The 21,704-nt window shown below is 44.8% G+C and carries 16 protein-coding genes; 8 read left to right on the top strand and 8 right to left on the bottom strand.

All coding sequences use genetic code 11. The features are described from left to right. Window positions 1–125 precede the first annotated feature (125 nt). The 6 genes from ACTHRE_RS09750 to galE all read right to left on the bottom strand — a co-directional run bounded on the left by ACTHRE_RS09750 (window position 126) and on the right by galE (window position 7,109). The gene (locus ACTHRE_RS09750) at window positions 126–2,150 is read right to left on the bottom strand and encodes a capsular polysaccharide biosynthesis protein (RefSeq protein WP_440345270.1); all 2,025 of its coding nucleotides are present in this window, start codon (window positions 2,148–2,150) and stop codon (window positions 126–128) included. A gap of 44 nt (window positions 2,151–2,194) precedes the next feature. Beyond that, window positions 2,195–3,316 carry a stealth family protein gene (locus tag ACTHRE_RS09745; protein ID WP_440345033.1) on the bottom strand — a complete coding sequence of 374 codons (1,122 nt, stop codon included), beginning with the start codon at window positions 3,314–3,316 and terminating at the stop codon, window positions 2,195–2,197. A 55-nt stretch (window positions 3,317–3,371) separates the two neighbouring features. Next, entirely contained in the window at window positions 3,372–3,914 is a 543-nt protein-coding gene (gene rfbC / locus ACTHRE_RS09740) for a dTDP-4-dehydrorhamnose 3,5-epimerase (RefSeq protein ID WP_440345047.1), read from the bottom strand. A 53-nt stretch (window positions 3,915–3,967) separates the two neighbouring features. Next, window positions 3,968–4,834, bottom strand: coding sequence for a glucose-1-phosphate thymidylyltransferase RfbA (gene rfbA / locus ACTHRE_RS09735; RefSeq protein ID WP_070584359.1), 867 nt, complete (start codon window positions 4,832–4,834; stop codon window positions 3,968–3,970). A gap of 74 nt (window positions 4,835–4,908) precedes the next feature. Continuing rightward, window positions 4,909–5,976, bottom strand: a complete 1,068-nt coding sequence (rffG, locus tag ACTHRE_RS09730; RefSeq protein ID WP_070584357.1) for a dTDP-glucose 4,6-dehydratase — start codon at window positions 5,974–5,976, stop codon at window positions 4,909–4,911. Window positions 5,977–6,092: 116 nt separating this feature from the next. After that, entirely contained in the window at window positions 6,093–7,109 is a 1,017-nt protein-coding gene (gene galE, locus ACTHRE_RS09725; RefSeq protein WP_296184414.1) for a UDP-glucose 4-epimerase GalE, read from the bottom strand. A gap of 221 nt (window positions 7,110–7,330) precedes the next feature. Here galE and ACTHRE_RS09720 point away from each other — a divergent pair, with 221 nt between their 5' ends. The 3 genes from ACTHRE_RS09720 to ACTHRE_RS09710 are packed head-to-tail and all read left to right on the top strand — an operon-like array spanning window position 7,331 to window position 10,376. Continuing rightward, window positions 7,331–7,561, top strand: a complete 231-nt coding sequence (locus tag ACTHRE_RS09720; RefSeq protein ID WP_003747973.1) for an acyl carrier protein — start codon at window positions 7,331–7,333, stop codon at window positions 7,559–7,561. 3 nt (window positions 7,562–7,564) lie between these two features. Continuing rightward, window positions 7,565–9,004, top strand: coding sequence for an AMP-binding protein (locus ACTHRE_RS09715; protein WP_296184415.1), 1,440 nt, complete (start codon window positions 7,565–7,567; stop codon window positions 9,002–9,004). A gap of 1 nt (window position 9,005) precedes the next feature. Further along, window positions 9,006–10,376, top strand: a complete 1,371-nt coding sequence (locus ACTHRE_RS09710; RefSeq protein ID WP_377073406.1) for an XcbB/CpsF family capsular polysaccharide biosynthesis protein — start codon at window positions 9,006–9,008, stop codon at window positions 10,374–10,376. Between the two features lie 103 nt (window positions 10,377–10,479). Here the strand turns inward: ACTHRE_RS09710 and ACTHRE_RS09705 are convergent, their stop codons facing one another. Both ACTHRE_RS09705 and ACTHRE_RS09700 read right to left on the bottom strand, forming a co-directional pair. After that, entirely contained in the window at window positions 10,480–14,148 is a 3,669-nt protein-coding gene (locus ACTHRE_RS09705) for a CDP-glycerol glycerophosphotransferase family protein (protein ID WP_377073404.1), read from the bottom strand. 18 nt (window positions 14,149–14,166) lie between these two features. Next, complete coding sequence (locus tag ACTHRE_RS09700) at window positions 14,167–15,270, bottom strand: stealth family protein (protein ID WP_377073403.1); 1,104 nt, start codon at window positions 15,268–15,270, stop codon at window positions 14,167–14,169. A gap of 119 nt (window positions 15,271–15,389) precedes the next feature. On the opposite strand from ACTHRE_RS09700, the gene ACTHRE_RS09695 reads away from it, so the two are divergent. The 5 genes from ACTHRE_RS09695 to ACTHRE_RS09675 all read left to right on the top strand — a co-directional run bounded on the left by ACTHRE_RS09695 (window position 15,390) and on the right by ACTHRE_RS09675 (window position 21,531). After that, complete coding sequence (locus ACTHRE_RS09695) at window positions 15,390–16,568, top strand: polysaccharide biosynthesis/export family protein (RefSeq protein ID WP_440345032.1); 1,179 nt, start codon at window positions 15,390–15,392, stop codon at window positions 16,566–16,568. Between the two features lie 11 nt (window positions 16,569–16,579). Further along, entirely contained in the window at window positions 16,580–17,749 is a 1,170-nt protein-coding gene (locus ACTHRE_RS09690; RefSeq protein WP_440345031.1) for a capsule biosynthesis protein, read from the top strand. Next, entirely contained in the window at window positions 17,749–18,546 is a 798-nt protein-coding gene (locus ACTHRE_RS09685) for an ABC transporter permease (RefSeq protein WP_049332909.1), read from the top strand. The genes ACTHRE_RS09690 and ACTHRE_RS09685 overlap by 1 nt, the downstream gene beginning before the upstream one ends. Beyond that, window positions 18,543–19,193 (top strand): ABC transporter ATP-binding protein, encoded by a 651-nt coding sequence (locus ACTHRE_RS09680; RefSeq protein ID WP_440345269.1) that lies wholly within the window; start codon window positions 18,543–18,545, stop codon window positions 19,191–19,193. The genes ACTHRE_RS09685 and ACTHRE_RS09680 overlap by 4 nt, the downstream gene beginning before the upstream one ends. Window positions 19,194–19,257: 64 nt before the next feature. After that, window positions 19,258–21,531, top strand: coding sequence for a Tex family protein (locus ACTHRE_RS09675; protein WP_440345030.1), 2,274 nt, complete (start codon window positions 19,258–19,260; stop codon window positions 21,529–21,531). Window positions 21,532–21,704: the final 173 nt, after the last annotated feature.

The following is a 21,704-nucleotide window of genomic DNA, read 5'->3' as shown; positions in this document are numbered from 1 at the left end:
GTTTTGTTTTTTATGTAATAGTTTTAGGTTGAACTTTCAAGCATACGCCAAGAGAATTAACGATGCAAAAGCAATGATGCCACAATAGAGGCAAGTTCATGACGTATTGTTAATTTAGATGGTATTTATTTAAAAGATCGATATAGTTGTTTGATTTTACCTAATTTTTTAGCAAAGTACCCGCGATGTAATCCGTTGTTGTTTTTTTGCATATTTTTTTGTCGTATCAGGATTTGGGCTGCAGTTTCCGCATTGATGGCCTGATGGGTTTCGGGGTGGATGTAGTCAGGATAGTGGATGAGCGTGCCGGCAATCAGCTGCCAAAGTTCAAGTCTGCGACTGCGGCGCGGAATAGGGAGCAGATCTTGGGTAAGCCCCCAACCTGCATAGAAAGGCAGGCCGTAGCAGCTGACTTTTTTGCCGCGCAACAAGGCTTCAAAACCGGTCAGCGAAGTCATGGTATGTACTTCGTCTGCGTATCGGAGACAAGTCAGGATGTCGGCTTGTTCGGCGGTTTGGTCGGCATATCGTGCCGTATCTTCAGGAGAGATATGGCCGATACGGTTACCGCTGACTACATCGGGATGCGGTTTGTAGATGATATAGGCATCGGGATTGCGTTTGCGTATGGTACGGAGCAGATCCAGATTGCGATAGATTTGGGGCGAACCGTAGCGGATAGACGCATCATCTTCGACCTGGCCGGGAACGAGGATCACGGTTTTGTCGGTTAACGGGGCGGTGAAGTCTGAGCTGCCGACGTTGTATTTGCTGATGTGGTTTTCGGTCAGCATTTTTTGCAGCTTCAAGGCCGTCTGAAAGTCTTGATCGTCGAAGTTTTGGTTTTGCAGGATGTGTTCAAGACGGGACGGGGTTTCGGCATTGAAATAAATGCCCATATCGTCGGTAACGAGCGACAGCGGCGGGACTAAATTAGAGCCGAGTCCGACCGAGCGGATAAAGCCGTCTTCCATGCGCAACAGGGGGATGTTGTGTTGTTCGGCAAAACGGACGATGGCCTCTTTGCCGTTGCCCCAGGCAAGGATGCGTGCATCGTCGGACAGTTTGACTCCGGCCAGTTTTTGGGTGGAAGAGATAAATTTCAGACGGCATGAGGGTACGTTAAAGAACGGTTTGGCAACCGCGCGTTTCCACAAAGACATGCTGACGCAATATAACTCACCACGCAATTTGTCGTTTTTGCGTTTGATTGTCGCCAGATAGTCGATAACATCAAAGAGGCTGCCTGCTTCGCCGGTATTGGGGTTGAGGTAGCGGCTGTATTGCAGATAGGCTGCGGCGAAGAGTTGCAGCAAGTTGCGGGGGGGGCGGCGTTGGGTTTGAACAAGGCTGTCGATTTTTGGGTGGCGGTCGTCGCTTACGCCCCATCCGGCGTACCACGGCAGGCCGAAAGTGGTCAGTGGTTTGCCGCACAAAAGCGCCTCAAAACCCATTTGCGAGGTAACGCAATAAACTTTATCGACGTTTTGCAACAAAGAAATCGGATTGATGTCTTCTGCCAAAAGATGGACGCGGTGTTGCTGTGCCAGCTGGGTCAGATAGCCTTGTTTTTTGCCGCACAAAACATCGGGATGGGTTTTTACCCAGATATCGGCTTGCGGATTTTCATTCAAGGCCGTCTGAAACATCAGTTCAAACGTAGAGGCGTCTGCGCCGCCATATTGGATGGCCATATCGCCGAAGGTTTGGTCAATGATGAGGACGGTTTCGGGTTTGGATGGGGAGCGTAAAGGATGATCGTCTGAAAGTTCGGGCGCGTGGTTGTATTTTGACAGATGGTGTTGCAGGATGAAATCCATCGCCTGTCGCGCCTGAGCCAGGGTTTCAGACGGCATAGTATCGGCGGCAAGAATCAGTTGTTCCAAACGCGAAGGGCGGGTAGTGTCGTAGTAGATGCCGATGTCGTCATAGACTATGGAATAGGGAGGATAACCGGCGACGCCCAGTCCGAGCGAGCGTAAAAAGCCGTCCTCAAGATTGAGCAGGGGCAATCTTAAGATATGTGCTAATTTTCTGCGTTTGGGATGTTTCTTGCCCCAAAATACTGCGGTCTTATCCGTTGAAATTTTGTCTAAAAATTTGGTTAGCAAGAGACGTTGTTTAAATAGGCCGAATGTTGAAAAAATCATTTTAAATTATTATGTTATCTATCAAATGTCATTAATGTAAGAATTTATTCTGCCTCTATTTCAAAGTAAGTGTCCATAAAATTACGGAAATGTAGGGCATAGTTTTTATCCGCATTATTACTGCTTGAATCGTTAATGCAGAAGGAGTGGGGCATATGAAGGTATTTCTTCTTGAATAACAATTTCTTATATTGAGTTTGGGCGTGTGAACTGCGTATATTGAAATAGTAGCAAATTTCACGTTTCGGTGTGGCATATCCGTCAAGGTACATCAACCAAGGTACTAAAAAACTGGCCATATTAAGTTCAGAATTATGGCGCACCTTGTTATTTAGAAAAGAATTTATTTCATCTTCAAATAATGACCATGCTTTTTGAAAGGATGTTTTCCGTAGCGGAACGTAAGTATGTACCAACGGTGTATTGATATTAATTGTCGGATAATGTCTTTTTAAGAGCTTTAATGCGTGTTCTGATGCGGTCAATGTCGGTGTGATTAGACCCCGTTGACGCATTTTTTGAAAACTTTTATTGGCAACAAATAGGGAAGCCAAGCCATTATTTTCAAAAAAGTGATTAGGCATCAGTGGTCTTGCAACAAAAACATCATCATTAAAATAAATAAAATGTTCACTTAAATCTGGAATTTTATATAAGTTTGCTTCAATGACGTGGGAATTGAACGTTGGCAAGTATTTGGCGTCAATAATTTGCGAATGATTGATTAATTTAATTTTAGAATGGGTGTTTTCATCTAACCATTTAGGTTTTTGATCCGCCGTTACAATAAAAATATTGCGGATCCACGGCATAAACTTCTGTACTGCCTGTACTGAATAAAAAAGTTCATTATGGTTGGAAAAGCGGGCAGGATCGGTCGCATACAGGCCGATATCTTCCTGATCAATAGGCTGCAGGGTACGGTAATACTGTTCTTGCCATGCTTTATCGGTATTGTCGACCCAAGTAAAAACAACATCGATGGGGAAGTTTGGCAAAACGTTTTCTGTGAGTGATGCAAGATTTGCATCTGCATTGATCAGAGTGAATTCTTCAGTTTCAGGAATAGGCTGTTCTACATTATAAGGAGGAAAGCGTTTATTTAGAAAATCCCTAAAGAAGATATGGGGTTCTCTAAAAAATTTTCTAATTTTATTTAAATTCATTTGAAACTTTCTAATACTACAAAATATAAACAGTTGATTCTGTTATGTTTTGAAGTTATTCAAACGTGACTGCTTCGGTCAATACTTTGCCTGCCAAGTCTTTAGGCGACAGGTTTGGCTCGCCTTGCAGCGGCCAGTCGATGCCGACGGTCGGATCATTCCAAATCAGCGAGTGTTCGGCTTTTGGGTTGTAATAGTCTGTGCATTTATAGACGAACTCGGCTTCATCGCTCAGTACATAGAAGCCGTGAGCGAAACCTTCGGGTACCCACAGTTGGCGTTTGTTTTCTGCGGACAGAATCTCGCCTACCCATTTGCCGAAAGTGGGGGAGTCTTTACGCATATCGACAGCCACGTCGAATACTTCGCCGACAACCACGCGCACGAGTTTGCCTTGTGTGTTTTCAGTTTGATAGTGCAGACCGCGCAATACGCCTTTGCTGGATTTGGAGTGGTTTTCCTGCACAAAGGTGCGGTCGCAGACTTGGGTCTTGAACCACTCGTCGCGGAAGGTTTCCATAAAAAAGCCGCGCGCGTCGCCGAAGACTTGCGGCTCAAGCAGTTTTACGTCGGGAATGGCGGTATCAATGATGTTCATCGTTTTATCTTTCATCTAAAGGCCGTCTGAAAAGTTTCAGACGGCCTCAAATATTATTTTTTCAACAGGCGCAGCAAATATTGGCCGTATTGGTTTTTCGACATCGGGCGTGCCAGCTCTTCCAGTTTTTCATCGGAAAGCCAACCGTTGCGCCAAGCAATTTCTTCCAGGCAGGCGATTTGCAGGTCTTGGATGTTTTGTACGGTTTGGACGAATGAAGCAGCTTCGTGCAGGCTCTCGTGAGTGCCGGTGTCCAGCCATGCAAAACCGCGTCCCAAAAGTTGCACCGACAATGAACCGTCTTCCAAATACATTTGGTTGAGGTCGGAAATTTCCAATTCGCCGCGGGCAGACGGTTTGATTTGTTTGGCGAACTCGACGACGCGTTGGTCGTAGAAGTACAAGCCGGTTACCGCCCAATCGGATTTGGGCTGTTGCGGTTTCTCTTCGATAGACAGGGCGTTGAAGTTTTCGTCAAATTCAACCACGCCGAAACGCTCGGGATCTTTGACCTGATAACCGAATACGGTTGCGCCGTGGGTCTTGGCGGCGGCCTGTTTCAATGTTTGCGTAAATGATTGGCCGTAGAAAATATTGTCGCCCAAAACCAAGCAAACATTGTCGTTGCCGATAAATTCTTCACCGATGATAAATGCCTGTGCCAAACCGTCCGGACTGGGTTGAACGGCATAGCTGATGGAAATGCCGAAATCGCCGCCGTCGCCAAGCAGGCGCTTGAAAGAGGCGTTGTCTTCGGGCGTGGTAATCACCAAAATATCGCGGATTCCTGCCAGCATCAGTACGGACAGCGGATAGTAAATCATGGGCTTGTCGTACACGGGCAGCAGTTGTTTGGATACTCCGCGTGTGATGGGGTAGAGGCGTGTGCCGCTGCCACCTGCAAGGATAATGCCTTTCATGGGTTTTCTCCTGAGTAGTGTGTGTTTGCGTGATTCTCAGACGGCCTAATAGTGGGAACAGGCCGTCTGAAAACTTATTTTCCGGTGCCTAAACGCTCTAAACGATAGCTGCCGTTCAATACGTTTTGCCACCAGGTTTTGTTGTCCAAATACCATTGCACTGTTTTGCGGATGCCGGATTCGAATGTTTCCTGAGGTTTCCAGCCCAGCTCCCTGCCGATTTTGGCAGCGTCGATGGCGTAGCGCACGTCATGGCCGGGGCGGTCTTGTACGAAAGTAATCAAATCTTCATAACGCGCCACGCCGGCCGGTTTTTCAGGAACAAGCTCTTCCAGCAGGGTGCAGATGGTTTTGACGACTTCAATATTGGCTTTTTCATTGTGGCCGCCGATATTGTAGGTCTCGCCGACAACACCTTCGGTAACAACCTGATACAGCGCGCGCGCGTGGTCTTCGACAAACAGCCAGTCGCGGATTTGCATACCGTCGCCGTAAACGGGCAGCGGTTTGCCGTCAAGCGCGTTCAGAATCATCAGCGGAATGAGTTTTTCCGGGAAATGGTAAGGGCCGTAGTTGTTGGAGCAGTTGGTTACAATGGTCGGCAAACCGTAAGTACGCAACCATGCGCGGACGAGGTGGTCGCTGGACGCTTTAGAGGCAGAGTAGGGGCTGGACGGCGCGTATGGCGTGGTTTCGGTGAACAAATCGTCCGTACCGTGCAAATCGCCATAGACTTCATCGGTAGAAATATGGTGGAAACGGAAGGCTTCGCGTTTTTCAGACGGCATTTGTTGCCAGTAGGCGCGGGCTGCTTCAAGCAGATTGAATGTACCGACGATATTGGTTTGGATAAACTCGCCTGCCGAATCGATAGAGCGGTCGACATGGCTTTCCGCAGCCAAGTGCATCACGGCATCAGGCTGGTGTTGTGCGAATACGCGGTCGAGTTCGGCGCGGTCGCAAATATCCACTTGCTCAAAAGCATAGCGAGGATTGCCTGCTACCTCGGTCAAAGATTCCAAATTGCCGGCATAAGTCAGCTTATCGACATTGACGACAGAGTCTTGGGTGTTTTGGATAATATGACGGACAACGGCAGAACCGATAAAGCCCGCGCCGCCGGTAACAAGGATTTTTTTCATAAGTTTCAGAGGATAGTCAAAATAATATAAACAGATTATAGCAGACAGAAAGTGTGTTTTTCAGATAAAGAGGCCGTCTGAAAACATCTCTTTCAGACGGCCTGTATCAGTTCAACTTAATCGTCGTAGCCATTTGGGTTGTTGCTGACCCAACGCCATGAATCTTCCATCATCTGCGCTAAATCACGCTTGGTTTCCCAACCGGTTTGCGCTTTGGTGTAGGCAGGGTCGGCATAGAAACAGGCCAAATCGCCATCGCGACGCGGTTTGATTTGGAATGGAATGGTCAAGTCGGAGGCCGCTTCAAAGGCACGGATGATTTCCAATACCGAATAAGCACGTCCCGAACCCAAATTAAACAGGTGTACACCCGAAATATCGCTTTTCGCCTGCATCGCCGCCACATGGCCTTCCGCCAAATCCATCACATGGATATAGTCGCGCATACCCGTACCGTCTGGGGTAGGGTAGTCATCGCCGAAAACCGACAATTGCGGCAGCTTGCCTGAAGCCACTTGGCAGATATAAGGCAGCAGATTGTTTGGGATACCGTTTGGCTGCTCGCCGATCAAACCGCTTTCATGCGCACCGATAGGGTTGAAATAGCGCAACAAAATCACGCTCCAGCGCGGATCGGCCTTTTGGATATCCGTCAAAATGCGCTCCACCATAGACTTGGACGTACCGTAAGGGCTGGTCGTATCCCCCGGTTGCATATCTTCCGTATAAGGTACTTTACCCGGATCGCCGTAAACCGTAGCAGATGAGCTGAATACAATCTTAAATACGCCGGCACGCGCCATTTCTTCAGCCAAAACCAAGCTGCCAGACACATTGTTGTCGTAGTATTTCATTGGTTCGGCCACGCTTTCACCGACTGCCTTCAAGCCGGCAAAATGGATGACGGCATCAATATCGTGTTCTGCAAAGATTTGACGCAACACTTCACGATCACGGATATCCCCTTGGTAAAAAGGCACAGACTTGCCGGTAATCTTTTCCAAGCGCGGGAGGATGTTGGCAGACGAATTGCACAAATTGTCCAAAATCACGGCATTAAAGCCTGATTTCAGCAGGGAAACAACGGTATGAGAACCGATAAAACCGGTACCGCCGGTGATAAGAATAGTCATTGGTTTTCCTTAATTAAAATTGTGTTTGGGAGTCGTGAAACCGGTTGGCTGAAAATACAAACGCTTTCAGATGGCCTAGTGTAAGTGTTGTCAAAGAGGGATTGCTTTATTTGGTTATTGTATATTTAGTTACCTGAAAAGTAAAAAAATATGGGATAATCACAGTGTTATGCACAGGGTGCAAAGCGTTATCATTTCAATTTTAATAAAAGGATCTTACCATGTCAGTATCTAACGAAGTTTTGGCGTTGATTTCACAAGTTGCACAAAAACAAGTGTCAGCAAATGAAGAATTGTTGTCTACAGGACTTATTGATTCTGTGAGCGCAATGGATTTGGTTATGGCCATCAAACAAAAATTTGATGTTGATTTGCCGTTTGAGCAACTGGTTGATATTTTGGCAAACTCAGCCAATATCATTCAATATGTTGAAAATAATTACAAAGGCTAAATCATGAAACAATTAAATGAATTCCAAAATCTTGATGATTTTTTGGAATACCGTTTCAGCCAAACTTCGGGAAAAGCGTTAGTTAATGATACTCAGGAATGTTCTTGGGAAGAGTTGCGCGTAAAAATAGCCGCATTTATCGAGGCTTACAAAAGCATAGCAGATATTACCAAAAACATTCCTCTGGTGTTGCACGGCCATAAAGAAATTGATTTTGCAGTGGCAATTTATGCCTGCTTATTAAACAAAATCCCTTTTATTCCGGTGGATAGTATTTATCCTGAAAGCCGTCTGAACAATATCTGCCAACTGTCGAAAGCACGTTTTGTGTACCGTTCGGCAACGCAAACTTTTGAAAAGCAGACTGACGAAGAAGTAGAGCTGGCTGAAAAAGATTTGGCTTACATCATGTTTACTTCAGGAACAACCGGCGCACCTAAGGGTGTGCAAATCGGTCGTGAGGCTGTATTCAACCTGATGAAATGGATGAAAGAGCAGCTTAATTTAGCCGCACCTAATGTGTTTATGAATCAGGCTCCGTTTGCGTTTGATTTGTCAATGTACGAAATCTTTGGCAACTTGGCTTACGGCGGTTGCATTGTCATGAACAGTCGTGATGCTATTTCTAATCCTGCCACCTGGATTGATTTTTTGGCCAAACAACAAATTACTACTTGGGTTTCCACGCCTTCTTTTGCCATGCAGCAGCTGCTTAACCCTAAATGTAGTCAGGCTACTTTACCGAGTTTGAAAGAATTTTTGTTCTGTGGCGAAAAACTTGGCAAACCAGTAGTAAATATGATTTTTCAAAAATTTCCCGGTGTCCGTGTTATCAATACCTATGGTCCGACTGAAGCTACTGTAGCAACAACTTACGTTGATATTACACCTGATATGCTGGCGGCAGAAGAAGAGTTGCCTGTAGGCGTTGCTGTGCTTAATTCCCAATTAGAGATTGTTGACGAAGAGATTTGGATTAGCGGTAACCATGTAATGCGTGGCTATCTGAACAACGAAACTGAAAATGCTAAACGCTTGGTCGTACACAGTGCAGATAACCGTACTTATAAAACAGGTGACTACGGTTTTGAAAAAAATGGATTGTTCTATGTACAAGGCCGTAAAGACGAGCAGATTAAGCTCAATGGCTACCGTATCGAACTTTCAGAAATTGAAGAAAAAATCCTTAACCTTAAGGAATTTGCCTTTGATAATGTGGCAGTAGTGGCTTTGAAACGCAACACAGGCGCAGTATTGCGTTTGGTGTGTTTCTATACAGCCAAGCAAAGTGCAGATACTCAGGCGATCAAAGACGCATTAGTACAAAATTTACCGTCTTACATGATGCCGTCTGAATTTATTCACATTGATGAAATTCCAGTCAGCACCAACCACAAAACCGACAAAAAAGCATTGTTGGAAAAATATCAGCAGGGTTTATAAAATGGATTTATATAAAATTCAGCAAAACATCTTACGAAAAGCCAAGATTGATCCTCAAAAGGTTAACGCTTGGATTTATAACAATCAAAGTATAGTGTTTGATTTTCTGTTGAACGACTATTTTGTCAGCGTCAGCTATTCAACATCAGGACAAACTTTTAACTTTATTGAGCGCAATAAGAGCAAAGTTTCTAAGATTTCCGGCTTCCATAAATTTCTAAAATATATTTCAGAAGTTTATGGAAGTTACCCGCAATCGGTTAATCAAGAAAAGACAGTATTGTCTTTTAAATTTGCTGAAGCCGATTGGGCAAAAATTGAGGATAAATTTAGTGAGATTTTAGAAGTTACGTCCATTTATCTTGGCAGCGAATTATGCTACATCCTGAATGTTGAAAAAAATAAAGGCATTAATTTAGCCGAGTACTTGGATAAGCCGGAAGTTGAATACATTGGTGTTAAAGGCGACAGTAATGAGTTTTTCCTAAGCTATGCTCGGAATCATGGTCTAAGTGATTATGTTTATGAGCTAAATAATAGAGGCTTTTTAGCTGTTGAACACAAAATGGGTGTAAGTGTGTTCCGTCGCGTGAACAAGCACAGTTATAAAGATCTTTTGGCTTATTTCCCAGACTCTTTCCATGAGTTGGAAAATGTCATTTATACTGTTGAAGCACCGAAAGTATTGAGTGCCAACAAGAAAAACCTATTGGTGTTGTTCTCTTATACCAATAAGAGTAATGAGAATATGGTTGACCGTTATTATAGCCACCCATTTCCATTTATCAGCAACAGCATTATGCCAAATACTTACATCATCCGTATGGCTGATGTATCAGACGCGTTTGGCAGTCACGGGTTGAATACAAAGTTTGATGAAAATATCGAAGACAATATCCAGCGTTTCATTAAGAGCCTGATGAATATTTATGGCGTAGATAAGAAAAACGTAGTTATTTGCGGTGCATCATCAGGCGGTACAGGAGCGGTATATCACGGCTTAATTGGTGGGTACAAAACCTTTGCAATCGACCCATTTTTGGGCAATCATAAATACTATGGTGGCAAAGATCCATTGTATCTGCATTCTATCCGTACGCCGATTTTGGAGACTTTCAAAAAGCTACCAGATGTAATTGATCATAACCTTGAAAATCAAGTGGTCATTTCATCGGCTAAAGTATCAGAGTTTTATCCGGATATTAAAGAGCTGAAAGAAGCATTGCCTACAGTTGTATTATGTGAGTTTGACTTTGAAAAAATTCAAAAGCACATAGATTTTTCAGGCAACACAGTATTCTTGTCCAATACCATTATCAATAATTTGCTGTTGGACATCCATATTACTGATTCGGACATTAATCTGAATTAAAATATGAAGTAGATATATGGTAGCTTGATTAGTGTATTAACAGTAAAGGCCGTCTGAAAACATAAAAGTTTTCAGACGGCCTTTTTTTAAGATAAGACAGAGATTACTCTAAACAAGCCAATTGTTTTTTCAGACACTCAGCCTGTAATGCCTTGTCACCTTTAGCTTCGGCTATTTCAGCTGCCAGTTTCCAATATGCTGCTGTGTCTTGTAGAGAGAGGCTGTCAAAATAACGTTGTGCTGCCTGATGGTTTTTCAGACGGCATAAAGCAGTTGTATAAAGATACATCGTTTCCGGTGAGGTTTGTGCAAAATCAGCCAATATTTTGGTGACAGACTCCCAATCTTGGTTTTGAGCAAGTTTTTCAGCTTCATACAAGGCCAAAGACGGATTCTCAGGATATTTTTGGCGCAGTTGAGCCAATAGATATCCTTCGCCGTCAGTGTTGCCGGTAGCGTACATTTTTTTCAGATAATCGACTGTTAAATCTTCAGGAATTAAGAGCAGATTTTCTTCAAAGGCACGGTTAAGCTGGGTAAATAGTTTTTCAGAATCACCGCGTAATTTTGCCAGTCTTGCAATCGCGATACGGCAACTTGGATCATTTTGAGTATGGTTTTCAAAAGCAACCAAAAACTGATGCGCGCCTTGTAAGTTACCAAGTTTCATGCAGAGGTAAGAAGCCAACAGCTCGGGTTTTAGATAGCCTTTTTGGCGATCATCCAAGCTATCAATATACGTTTTCAGTAAAGCCAATGCTACAAAATAATTCTGCTCCGATAGCTTTTGTGCTACGGTCAACAAAGGTTGATATGAGTCGGGTAAGTCTGTACCTATCCGGGCAAACAGTTTTTCAGACGGCCTTTTTGCTTGATGAAACGAGGCTGCAAGTAATGCAATAAGTAAATCATTTTGCGTTCCTATATGCTCGTTTTCAGCAAAAAATTCCGCCCCTTTAACGGCATTACCGATATATAAGTCTATTTTCGCATGCCAGTAACCTGCGGTATCGGGATAATCAGGTAACAGGTTTTGCAAAGTGTCAAACTGGTTGCTTTCAAATAAAGCGTTCAGATAACGATGGCGATAATCAGCTGTTTCTTCCGCATTCAGACGGCCTGTATCAAGCAGAGTTTGGATACGGGTTGCTGCCAAGTCCCATGCATGAAGTTTTTCAGCTTGGGCAATCATATTCTGAATAATAGGCAGATTATCTGTAGTGTCAGGTTGGTCAAGTGCTGTAATAGACTGATAGACACGCTCACAATTATTTGAATCCCTAAATTGGAATGTTTTGTCGATACGTTTTTGATATAAATCAGGTACTTTAGCTTGATTGTTTACTAGATCTTTTAATGCTGCCAGAAGTTCTGTTTCATTATAAGCAACTGCACCAAAACCATCTCGGTTATAGTCAAAATAACCTTTTTGATAGGTGTGATTTCCACTGGAGAATACTTCATCATAATCAAATTGATAATACAAAATAGCTTTATTCAAGTAGGCTACATCAAATGCAACAGATGAATAGTCTGTAATCAAGACGCTAGTATTTTGGAAGACGGATTGGATGTTACCTTCTGAATAGCTATAGATTTTAATAAAGTCAGGCACAGTGAACTCATCCATGTATTCCTGAATACTTGGATGTGGTGCAAAGACGATTTGATAACCTTGATCATTCAGTTCTTTTAATATGACGTGATTCATGAAGCCATGCCAATGTCTGGCATAGTTAGTTTTCATGAAATCAGGGTTTCTTGTTCGTTCTGTACCTGAAATATATGTGCCTACAATGGAGCTACGCCATGTTGGCATGATTAAAATCTGTTTAGATTCGGTATTGTTATTGATGAGTAAACGGTCATAACGAGGGAAGCCTGTTAGTTTAACTTCTTTTTTACCAAATTTATAAGCAGTCGTATTGTCCACAATAGAATGGTATTCTGGATTTGTCGCTGTAACGAAACAAGCAATTTTTTTGGTATTTAACCAACCTGATAAATCATCTTTCGTAATGCCATGTTGTAAAAAGACGTAGTCTTTATCTAATAGGGAATTATCTTTGAAATAATGTGTGATATATCCATCAACATGACTACTGATGATTTTTGCGCAGTCTTTTAATTTACTCTCAAATGCAGATGAGCCAAATTCAAGCAAATTAAACCCATCTTGTTCGAGCCTTTTCCAATCAGAGGAGGTTTTTTTCAGGGCAAAATAAATATCTTGTTCTGGATGATTTTCACTAATATAACGATATAAGTGTTCTGCATTATCATCGGCCTGATTGTCCCTATCCATTAAAATCCAGTCATTCGATTTAACTGTGGATTTTTGTTTGAATGAAGTGAATACCGTTTCGATTGGTAGTTTGTCAAATTGTTTTCCTGAGAATGTTAATTTGGCTCTGTTACCGGCTAAAAAAAGTTCTAAACTTCCCATATCGTTACAAGGAAGCCATGTGCGGTATTCTTTAGTGTATAAACTGCCTAGAAAGTCATAGACAACTTCTTTTTGGTATTTAGGGAATATTTCCTTACCATTAATTACCCATTGCTCAACAATTGGGAAATTTGAAAAATATTTCACCAAAATCTGTTTCTTCTTCAAATCAAAATCTTCAACATAAGCAATTTGATTCTTAGGTGTCGTATTTTTAAATAAACCGAGCAGAGCTACTTTTTGGAAAAACCATGTTCCTGCTAAATTAAAGCGAAGAATTGTTGCCTCATCAATATATGAGAACATTTCATGTAATAAGGCAACGAAATGTTTTTTTTGCTCTTCACTTAGGTGTGACAATGCTGCAGGTTTGTTTACGATACGACCAAAATACCAGATGATATGGTATAGGACGATTCTTTGAATATGCTCAGGGATTTTTCCAAATTTCATTTTGGCTGTTTTCAAAATTTCAATACAGCCTTTTTCAATTACCCTAGAAAATAGTAATGGATTGTTCCATGCTCCATCTAATGTGGACGAACCATCAGAACGTTTTCGATAAAAATAACTGATTTTTGACAGAAAAGCAGCATTAGTTGAGGCATCAGTATTTAGAATATAATCAGTAACAAATTTTGCATCTTCAAAGCTAGGTTTCATTGCCTCATCAAAATAAATATTTGCATTACGGATATTATCAATTTTGAAAAAAGCAGTACTTGCAGATAATTGTAGGTGATCTTTTAGATTAGATAATGGAAGGACAACATCCCCTTTAGCAAAACGATATTTTAAGGGGTGTGTATCTTTCACCATGTCTTTATCTTCAAAATAGAAGACTAATGGGCAACCTACTATGCTAATGTTGGCATTATTACTTAAGAAGTTGTCTGTTTTGTAGAAGTAATCAGAAGAAACAAAATCATCTGGATCTATGAATGTTACCCATTCGGTTTCAACATGTTGCAAACCCAGATTGCGTGCCGAGGCCTGACCGCCATTTTCTTTATAAAAATAATGGATATTTTGGGGAAATTTGGCTTGCCATCGTTTGATGATTTCTGCCGAATGGTCGGTTGATCCATCATCTACTAGAATGATTTGAATGTGTTTTTTGAAATTCAAGCTTTGTTTGACGATACTGTCAAAGTATTCATCAAGGTATTTTTCGACGTTATAAACGGCCGAAACGATTGTAAATTGATTATTACCTTCGTATTTTAAGGGAAGGTATTTTTTGAGTTTCATTACGCGTTTGGTGTACATGTCGCGGAAAAAGAGTTTAGGGTCTCGTAAGAGCTTCCGAAATTTTTTATTGTTCATTTTTTTGACCTTTTATTTTTATTTGGTTTTGAAGTAATTTTCCAGCATTTGAATCAGTTTGTCCTGGTAGTTTTTAATCTGTTGCTGGCTGTGAAAATCGTTGGCACAAAAAGAGTGTGGCTGCCGCCCATTTTTTTTATTTTCTAAGAGCTTGATATATTGTGCAGGCGCTTTGTTGGAGCGGATATTAAAATAATAACATATTTCATTACCTACTGTAGATTTCCTGTTTAAAAACATCAGCCAAGGTACGAGGAAGGTGGCAAGATTGAGATCGTGGTTAGAACGGAAACGGTTGGATAAAAAGGCTTCAATCTCAGTACGGTAGTGCTGCCAAGCAAATTGAAAGCTGCTTTTATGCAGTGGGATATAGGTGTGTACTAACGGACGGTCGATGCGGCAGTCGTAGTGCTGTTGTAATAGTGCGATACAGTTTTTTGAGGCGGAAAGAGTGGGTGTATCGGTTCCTCTTTCGGACATTTGTTTTAGGCTCTTGTCTGCAATAAAAAGTGAGGCAATGCCGTTGGCGTGAAAGAAGTGTTCCTTCGGTAATGGACGGGCAACAAATACATCATCGTTAAAATAGATGAAGTGTTCATTTAGATTGGGAATGTTGTGCAGGTGTGCTTCGATTACATGCGAATTGAAGGTGGGCAGGTATTGCGGGTCAATGATTTGACTGTGATCTATTATGCTGACGTTGGGATAGTCGACAGGATTGAGCCAATCGGGGCGTTGGTTGTCGGTAATGATGTAGATATGGTTGACCCACGGCAGGAAGGTACGCACGCTGTGAAGTGAATAGTAAAGTTCGTTGTGGTTGCTGAAACGGGCTTCGTCATTATTGTGAAGTGCGTTTTGTTCGGCAGTAGGGCTATGTTGGCGGCGGCGTTGCTGCCATTTGGGATCTTGGTTATTTACCCATGTGAAAACGACATCAACTTTAATAGGGGGAAGGTTGATACTATTTTCAAGTTCGGCTAAATACAGGCTGTTGTCGATAATGACTGGTTCGTCAAACTCTATTGTACGCTGTTCGGCGTTGCGAACAGGGTATCTTTTGTTGAGATAGTCGCGGAAGAATACACCTGGTTGTCGAATCAGTTTTTTAAGTTTTCTCATGACGGTATTCGTTGTAATGTGATGTTTTTTGATACTTATGTCAGGTTTTCAGACGGCCTAATATTTCATCAGGTGTTATAATGGTCGTGCTTAATTAAAAGTATAGTGAGATTTAATCAATGTTGAAAGCAGAATGTCTTACCCGCAGGGGTATGTTATTGTTGTACGTCAGTCTGTTGGCTGCATGCTCTTCTCTTCCTAATTCTGGTCCGAGTACGCGAAATGTTGTTGCTTTGGGGCAACAGCCGGCTACGGCCGAAGTGCCGGAGGTGGAATTGATTGATGTGAATGGTGCGGTGGCTCAGTCACTATATCAAGCGCAAGTTAATCAGTCATTTGCTCAGTTGGGTGATGGTACATCATCAATAGGGGCTATCAATATAGGCGATGTGCTGGACATTACGATTTGGGAAGCTCCTCCGGCTGTGTTGTTCGGTGGGGCTTTGTCGTCTACCGGTTCGGGTAATGCGCAGCAAACTAAGCTGCCAGAACAGATGGTCAGCTCTTCAGGTACGATTTCTGTGCCATTTATCGGCGATGTGTCTGTCCTTGGTAAAACACCGGTTCAGGTGCAAAACATTATTAAAGGCCGTCTGAAAAAAATGGCGAACCAGCCGCAGGTAATGGTGCGCATGGTGCAAAACAATGCGGCTAATGTATCGGTTATCCGTGCGGGTAACAGTGTGCGTATGCCTTTGACGGCTGCAGGCGAGCGTGTGTTGGATGCGGTGGCTGCCGTGGGCGGTTCGACTGCGAATGTTCAGGATACGAACGTACAGCTGACACGCGGTAATGTTGTGAGAACGATTGCTTTGGAAGATTTGGTGGCGCATCCGCGTCAAAATATTTTGTTGCGCCGCGGTGACGTAGTCACAATGATTACTAATCCAAGCACGTTTACGTCTATGGGTGCGGTCGGTCATACGCAGCAGATTGGTTTCTCTGTGAAGGGCTTGTCTTTGGCTGAGGCTGTGGGACGTATGGGCGGTTTGCAGGATTATCGTGCAGATGCGCGCGGCGTATTTGTATTCCGCTATGCGCCTTTGTCCGAGCTGCCTCCGGAAAAACAATCCAAATGGGTTGAAAAGGGTTATGGCGATCGTGCGGAGATTCCTGTGGTCTACCGTCTGAACCTGGCAGATGCGAATTCTATGTTTTGGATGCAGCGTTTCCCTGTGAAGGATAAGGACGTGGTGTACGTATCGAATGCGCCGATGGCTGAAGTACGCAAGTTCTTGTCATTTGTGTTCTCGCCTGTGGTTAGCGGTGCGAACAGTATTAATAATTTAGTGAACTAATGGGGAAAATAATGTCTGAGCAAGTTTCTGCAAATGTGGATGTGAAACCGGAACAACCGGCTCCCGAAAAGAAAAAGGCCAAAAAGTCTTGGTTGCGTAAGATTAATCCGTTGCTTTGGGTAATGGTTATCGTGCCGACTTTGTGTTCCGGTGTGTATTACGGACTATTTGCTTCTGATCAGTTCACATCCCAGTCCAGCTTTGTGGTGCGTTCTCCTAAGAGCCAATCGTCTTTGAACGGCTTGGGCGCTATTTTGCAGGGGTCTGGTTTCTCTCGTGCGCAAGACGATATTTATACCGTGCAGGAATATATGCAGTCGCGTTCGGCTTTGGACGCGTTGCGTAAGAAAATGCCCGTTCGTGATTTTTATGAAAAAGAAGGCGACATTTTCAGCCGTTTTAATGGTTTTGGCCTGCGTGGCGAGGATGAAGCGTTTTATCAATACTACCGCGATAAGGTATCCATCCATTTTGACTCTGTCTCAGGCATTTCTAATTTGAGCGTTACATCTTTCAATGCCGGTGAATCTCAAAAGATCAATGATGCTTTGCTCAAACAGGGTGAGGTATTGATCAACCAGCTGAACGAACGTGCGCGTCAGGATACGATTCGTTATGCTCAGGAAGTGGTCAATTCGGCTGAAGAGAAAGTTAAAGAAGCTTCGGCTCAATTGACAAAATTCCGTGTTTCCAACGGTATTTTTGACTTAAAGGCGCAATCTGATGTGCAAATGGGTTTGGTGTCTAAATTGCAGGACGAGTTGATTGTTATTCAAACCCAGCTTGACCAGGTCAAAGCTGTTACGCCTGAGAACCCGCAAATTCCAGGTTTGATTGCGCGTGAGAAGAGCTTGCGTAAAGAAATCTCGCAACAAATGAAAGCGATTTCCGGCGGCGGCGAGGGTTCGTTGTCCAATCAGGCGGCGGAATATCAGCGCGTGTATTTGGAAAACGAATTGGCTGAGAAACAATTGGCTGCGGCGATGACTTCTTTGGAAAGTGCAAAAGCGGAAGCAGATCGTCAGCAATTATATTTGGAAGTGATTTCCCAGCCAAACAAACCTGACTTGGCGCATGAGCCAAACCGTCTGTACAACATTGTGGCAACGTTTGTCATCGGTTTGATTGTCTATGGCATTGCCGTGTTGCTGTCTGCAAGTATCCGTGAGCATAAAAACTGATGAAAGAGCTACATAAAACATCGTTTTTGGAGTCGCTGCTTATCCAAAAAAGGGTAATCGGCGCACTCTTAATGCGTGAAATTATTACTCGCTACGGTCGTAATAACATTGGTTTTTTGTGGTTGTTTGTCGAACCTTTGCTGCTGACTTTGGTTATGGTGTTGATGTGGAAATTCTTCCGCATGAACAATGTGTCAGCCTTGAATATCGTGGCTTTCACGCTGACAGGCTATCCGATGATGATGATGTGGCGTAATGCCTCTAATCGCGCTATCGGTTCGATTGCGGCCAACACAAGCCTGCTGTATCACCGAAATGTACGTGTTTTAGATACCATTTTTGCGCGTATGTTGTTGGAGATTGCCGGTGCTACGATTGCGCAGGTTGTGATTATGTTCGCATTGGTCGTCATCGGCTGGATTGATGTACCGGCAGATATTTTCTATATGTTGTTGGCTTGGCTTTTGATGGCTATGTTTGCCGTTGGATTGGGGCTGGTCATCTGTTCGGTGGCATTTCACTTTGAGCCGTTTGGCAAGGTTTGGAGTACCATCAGTTTTGTGATGATGCCTTTGTCCGGCGTGTTTTTCTTCGTACACAACCTGCCTCAGCAGTTGCAACACTATGTGCTGATGCTTCCGATGGTGCATGGTACAGAAATGTTCCGTGCCGGATATTTTGGTAACAGCGTTACGACTTACGAAAATCCTTGGTATATTTTGTTGTGTAATTTAGTTTTGCTGCTGCTTGGTTTGGCGATGGTGGCGAGATTCAGCAAAGGGGTTGAGCCGCAATGATTTCAGTTGAACACGTTTCCAAGCGCTATCTGACCCGCCAAGGTTGGCGGACAGTCTTGCACGATATCAACTTCAAAATGGAGAAGGGCGAGAAAATCGGTATTCTCGGCCGCAACGGTGCAGGTAAATCGACGCTTATTCGTTTGATTAGCGGCGTTGAGCCGCCGACCACGGGCGAAATCAAGCGGACGATGAGTATTTCTTGGCCTTTGGCATTCTCCGGTGCGTTTCAAGGCAGTCTGACCGGTATGGACAATTTGCGTTTCATCTGCCGGATCTACAATGTCGATATCGATTATGTGAAGAACTTTACCGAAGAGTTTTCCGAGCTGGGTCAGTATCTTTACGAGTCGGTTAAGCGTTATTCTTCAGGTATGAAGGCGCGTTTGGCATTTGCTTTGTCGTTGGCTGTAGAATTTGACTGCTATTTGATTGACGAAGTGATTGCAGTGGGCGACTCGCGCTTTGCCGATAAATGTAAGTACGAGTTGTTTGAAAAGCGCAAAGACCGTTCCATCATTTTGGTGTCGCACAGCCACAGCGCCATGAAGCAATATTGCGATAATGCGATGGTGCTGGAAAAAGGGCATATGCACCAGTTTGAAGATATGGACAAAGCCTACGAATATTATAATTCGCTGCCTTAAAGCGATTGTTTTTTAAATCAGGCCGTCTGAAATTTCAGACGGCCTGTCCGTTGGAATTCTATTGATGAACATTACTCAAATTCTCTCCCAAGAACTCTCCGCCACTACCGCGCAAATCAATGCCGCCATTGAGCTTTTGGACGACGGCGCGACCGTACCCTTTATCGCGCGTTACCGTAAAGAAGCCACGGGTGGGCTGGACGATACGCAGCTGCGCCAGCTTGCCGAGCGGCTGCAATATCTGCGCGAATTGGAAGATCGCAAAGCCGTTGTTTTAAAAAGTATTGAAGAGCAAGGCAAGCTTTCAGACGACCTCAGGGCGCAAATCGAAGCTGCCGACAACAAAACCGCGCTGGAAGACCTGTATCTGCCCTATAAACCCAAACGCCGTACCAAAGCGCAAATCGCGCGTGAACACGGTTTGCAGCCGCTGGCGGACGTGTTGCTTACCGAGCAGCCGCAGGACGTGGAAGCCGCCGCGCAGGGCTACCTGAACGAAAACGTCCCCGACACCAAGGCCGCGCTGGACGGCGCGCGTGCGATTCTGATGGAGCAGTTTGCCGAAGACGCGGAACTCATCGGCACGCTGCGCGACAAGCTGTGGAACGAAGCCGAAATCCACGCGCAAGTCGTTGAAGGCAAAGAAACCGAAGGCGAAAAATTCAGCGATTATTTCGACCACCGCGAACCCATCCGCACCATGCCCAGCCACCGCGCGCTGGCGGTTTTGCGTGGCCGCAACGAAGGCGTGTTGAACATCGCGCTCAAATACCAGCCCGACGACACGCCGATTACGCAGCAAAGCGAATACGAGCAAATCATCGCCCGCCGTTTTAAGGTTTCAGACGGCCACAAATGGCTGCGCGATACCGTACGCCTGACTTGGCGCGCGAAAATCTTTTTGTCGTTGGAGCTTGAAGCACTAAATCGTCTGAAAGAAGCCGCTGATACCGACGCGATTACCGTGTTCGCCCGCAATCTCAAAGACTTGCTGCTCGCCGCGCCCGCCGGACGGATAACTACTTTGGGTCTCGACCCCGGCTACCGCAACGGCGTGAAATGCGCCGTGGTGGACGACACGGGCAAGTTGCTGGATACGGTCATCGTCTATTTGCATCAAGAAAACAATATGTTGGCAACGCTGTCGCGCCTGATTAAACAACACGGCGTGAAACTCATCGCCATCGGCAACGGCACTGCCAGCCGCGAAACCGACAAAATCGCGGGCGAACTGGTGCGCGGAATGCCCGAAATGGGGCTGCACAAAATCGTCGTTTCCGAAGCCGGCGCATCGATTTATTCCGCGTCCGAACTGGCGGCGCGCGAGTTCCCCGACTTGGACGTTTCCCTGCGCGGCGCGGTGTCCATCGCCCGCAGGCTGCAAGACCCGCTCGCCGAGTTGGTCAAAATCGACCCCAAATCCATCGGCGTGGGGCAGTATCAGCACGACGTGAACCAAAGCCAGCTCGCCAAATCGCTGAATGCAGTGGTCGAAGACTGTGTGAACGCCGTCGGCGTGGATGTGAACACCGCCTCCGCCCCGCTCTTGGCGCGGATTTCCGGTTTGAATCAAACCCTTGCCCAAAATATTGTTGCCTACCGCGATGAAAACGGCGCGTTCGACAGCCGCAAAAAATTGCTGAAAGTACCGCGTTTGGGCGAAAAAACCTTCGAGCAGGCAGCAGGCTTTTTGCGGATTAACGGCGGCAAAGAGCCGTTGGACGCGAGTGCCGTCCACCCCGAAGCCTATCCCGTTGTCGCCAAAATGCTGGCGCAACAAGGCATTACCGCCGCCGAACTTATCGGCAACCGCGAGCGCGTGAAGCAAATCAAAGCATCCGACTTTATCGACGAACGCTTCGGCCTGCCGACCATTTTGGATATTTTGTCCGAGCTAGAAAAACCCGGCCGCGATCCGCGTGGCGAGTTTCAGACGGCCTCATTCGCCGAAGGCATACACGAAATCAGCGACTTGCAAGTCGGCATGATACTCGAAGGCGTGGTTTCCAACGTCGCTAACTTCGGCGCATTCGTGGACATCGGCGTCCATCAGGACGGCTTGGTGCACATCTCCGCCCTGTCCAATCGTTTCGTCCAAGACCCGCGCGAAGTCGTGAAAGCCGGCGATGTGGTGAAAGTGAAAGTACTGGAAGTCGATGCTGCGCGTAAACGCATTGCACTCACCATGCGTTTGGATGACGAACCGGGCTGTGCCGCCAAAAGCAACAGGCCGTCTGAAACCCGACATCAAGAACGCCGCGACCTCAAACCCCAACGTAACGAGCGAGCCCCAACCAATTCGGCAATGGCGGATGCGTTTGCGAAGTTGAAGCGGTAAGGTAGAAAACCAATTGAAGGCCGTCTGAAAAGTGATGTTCAGACGGCCTTTATCGTATGGGGCGAATTAGATAATTAGTGGAATGGATATAGTGCTACGCCCGTTGAATGTTAACGATACATTTTGTAGTAGGCACATGCAAACAAGCGTATAGTTCCAAATATCACAAACCC

This window comes from Neisseria sp. P0001.S007, from assembly GCF_051963655.1.
In the GTDB taxonomy this organism is placed as follows: Bacteria; Pseudomonadota; Gammaproteobacteria; order Burkholderiales; family Neisseriaceae; genus Neisseria; species Neisseria subflava_A.
The sequence above is the reverse complement of the archived record's forward strand: the minus strand, read 5'-3'. Positions and strand labels throughout refer to the sequence as shown.

Excerpts from the sequence above, each read along its gene's own strand:
- ACTHRE_RS09750 (WP_440345270.1), bottom strand. The coding sequence starts at position 2,150 with ATGATTTTTTCAACATTCGGCCTATTTAAACAACGTCTCTTGCTAACC.
- ACTHRE_RS09745 (WP_440345033.1), bottom strand. The coding sequence starts at position 3,316 with ATGAATTTAAATAAAATTAGAAAATTTTTTAGAGAACCCCATATCTTC.
- rfbC (WP_440345047.1), bottom strand. The coding sequence starts at position 3,914 with ATGAACATCATTGATACCGCCATTCCCGACGTAAAACTGCTTGAGCCG.
- rfbA (WP_070584359.1), bottom strand. The coding sequence starts at position 4,834 with ATGAAAGGCATTATCCTTGCAGGTGGCAGCGGCACACGCCTCTACCCC.
- rffG (WP_070584357.1), bottom strand. The coding sequence starts at position 5,976 with ATGAAAAAAATCCTTGTTACCGGCGGCGCGGGCTTTATCGGTTCTGCC.
- galE (WP_296184414.1), bottom strand. The coding sequence starts at position 7,109 with ATGACTATTCTTATCACCGGCGGTACCGGTTTTATCGGTTCTCATACC.
- ACTHRE_RS09720 (WP_003747973.1), top strand. The coding sequence starts at position 7,331 with ATGTCAGTATCTAACGAAGTTTTGGCGTTGATTTCACAAGTTGCACAA.
- ACTHRE_RS09715 (WP_296184415.1), top strand. The coding sequence starts at position 7,565 with ATGAAACAATTAAATGAATTCCAAAATCTTGATGATTTTTTGGAATAC.
- ACTHRE_RS09710 (WP_377073406.1), top strand. The coding sequence starts at position 9,006 with ATGGATTTATATAAAATTCAGCAAAACATCTTACGAAAAGCCAAGATT.
- ACTHRE_RS09705 (WP_377073404.1), bottom strand. The coding sequence starts at position 14,148 with ATGAACAATAAAAAATTTCGGAAGCTCTTACGAGACCCTAAACTCTTT.
- ACTHRE_RS09700 (WP_377073403.1), bottom strand. The coding sequence starts at position 15,270 with ATGAGAAAACTTAAAAAACTGATTCGACAACCAGGTGTATTCTTCCGC.
- ACTHRE_RS09695 (WP_440345032.1), top strand. The coding sequence starts at position 15,390 with ATGTTGAAAGCAGAATGTCTTACCCGCAGGGGTATGTTATTGTTGTAC.
- ACTHRE_RS09690 (WP_440345031.1), top strand. The coding sequence starts at position 16,580 with ATGTCTGAGCAAGTTTCTGCAAATGTGGATGTGAAACCGGAACAACCG.
- ACTHRE_RS09685 (WP_049332909.1), top strand. The coding sequence starts at position 17,749 with ATGAAAGAGCTACATAAAACATCGTTTTTGGAGTCGCTGCTTATCCAA.
- ACTHRE_RS09680 (WP_440345269.1), top strand. The coding sequence starts at position 18,543 with ATGATTTCAGTTGAACACGTTTCCAAGCGCTATCTGACCCGCCAAGGT.
- ACTHRE_RS09675 (WP_440345030.1), top strand. The coding sequence starts at position 19,258 with ATGAACATTACTCAAATTCTCTCCCAAGAACTCTCCGCCACTACCGCG.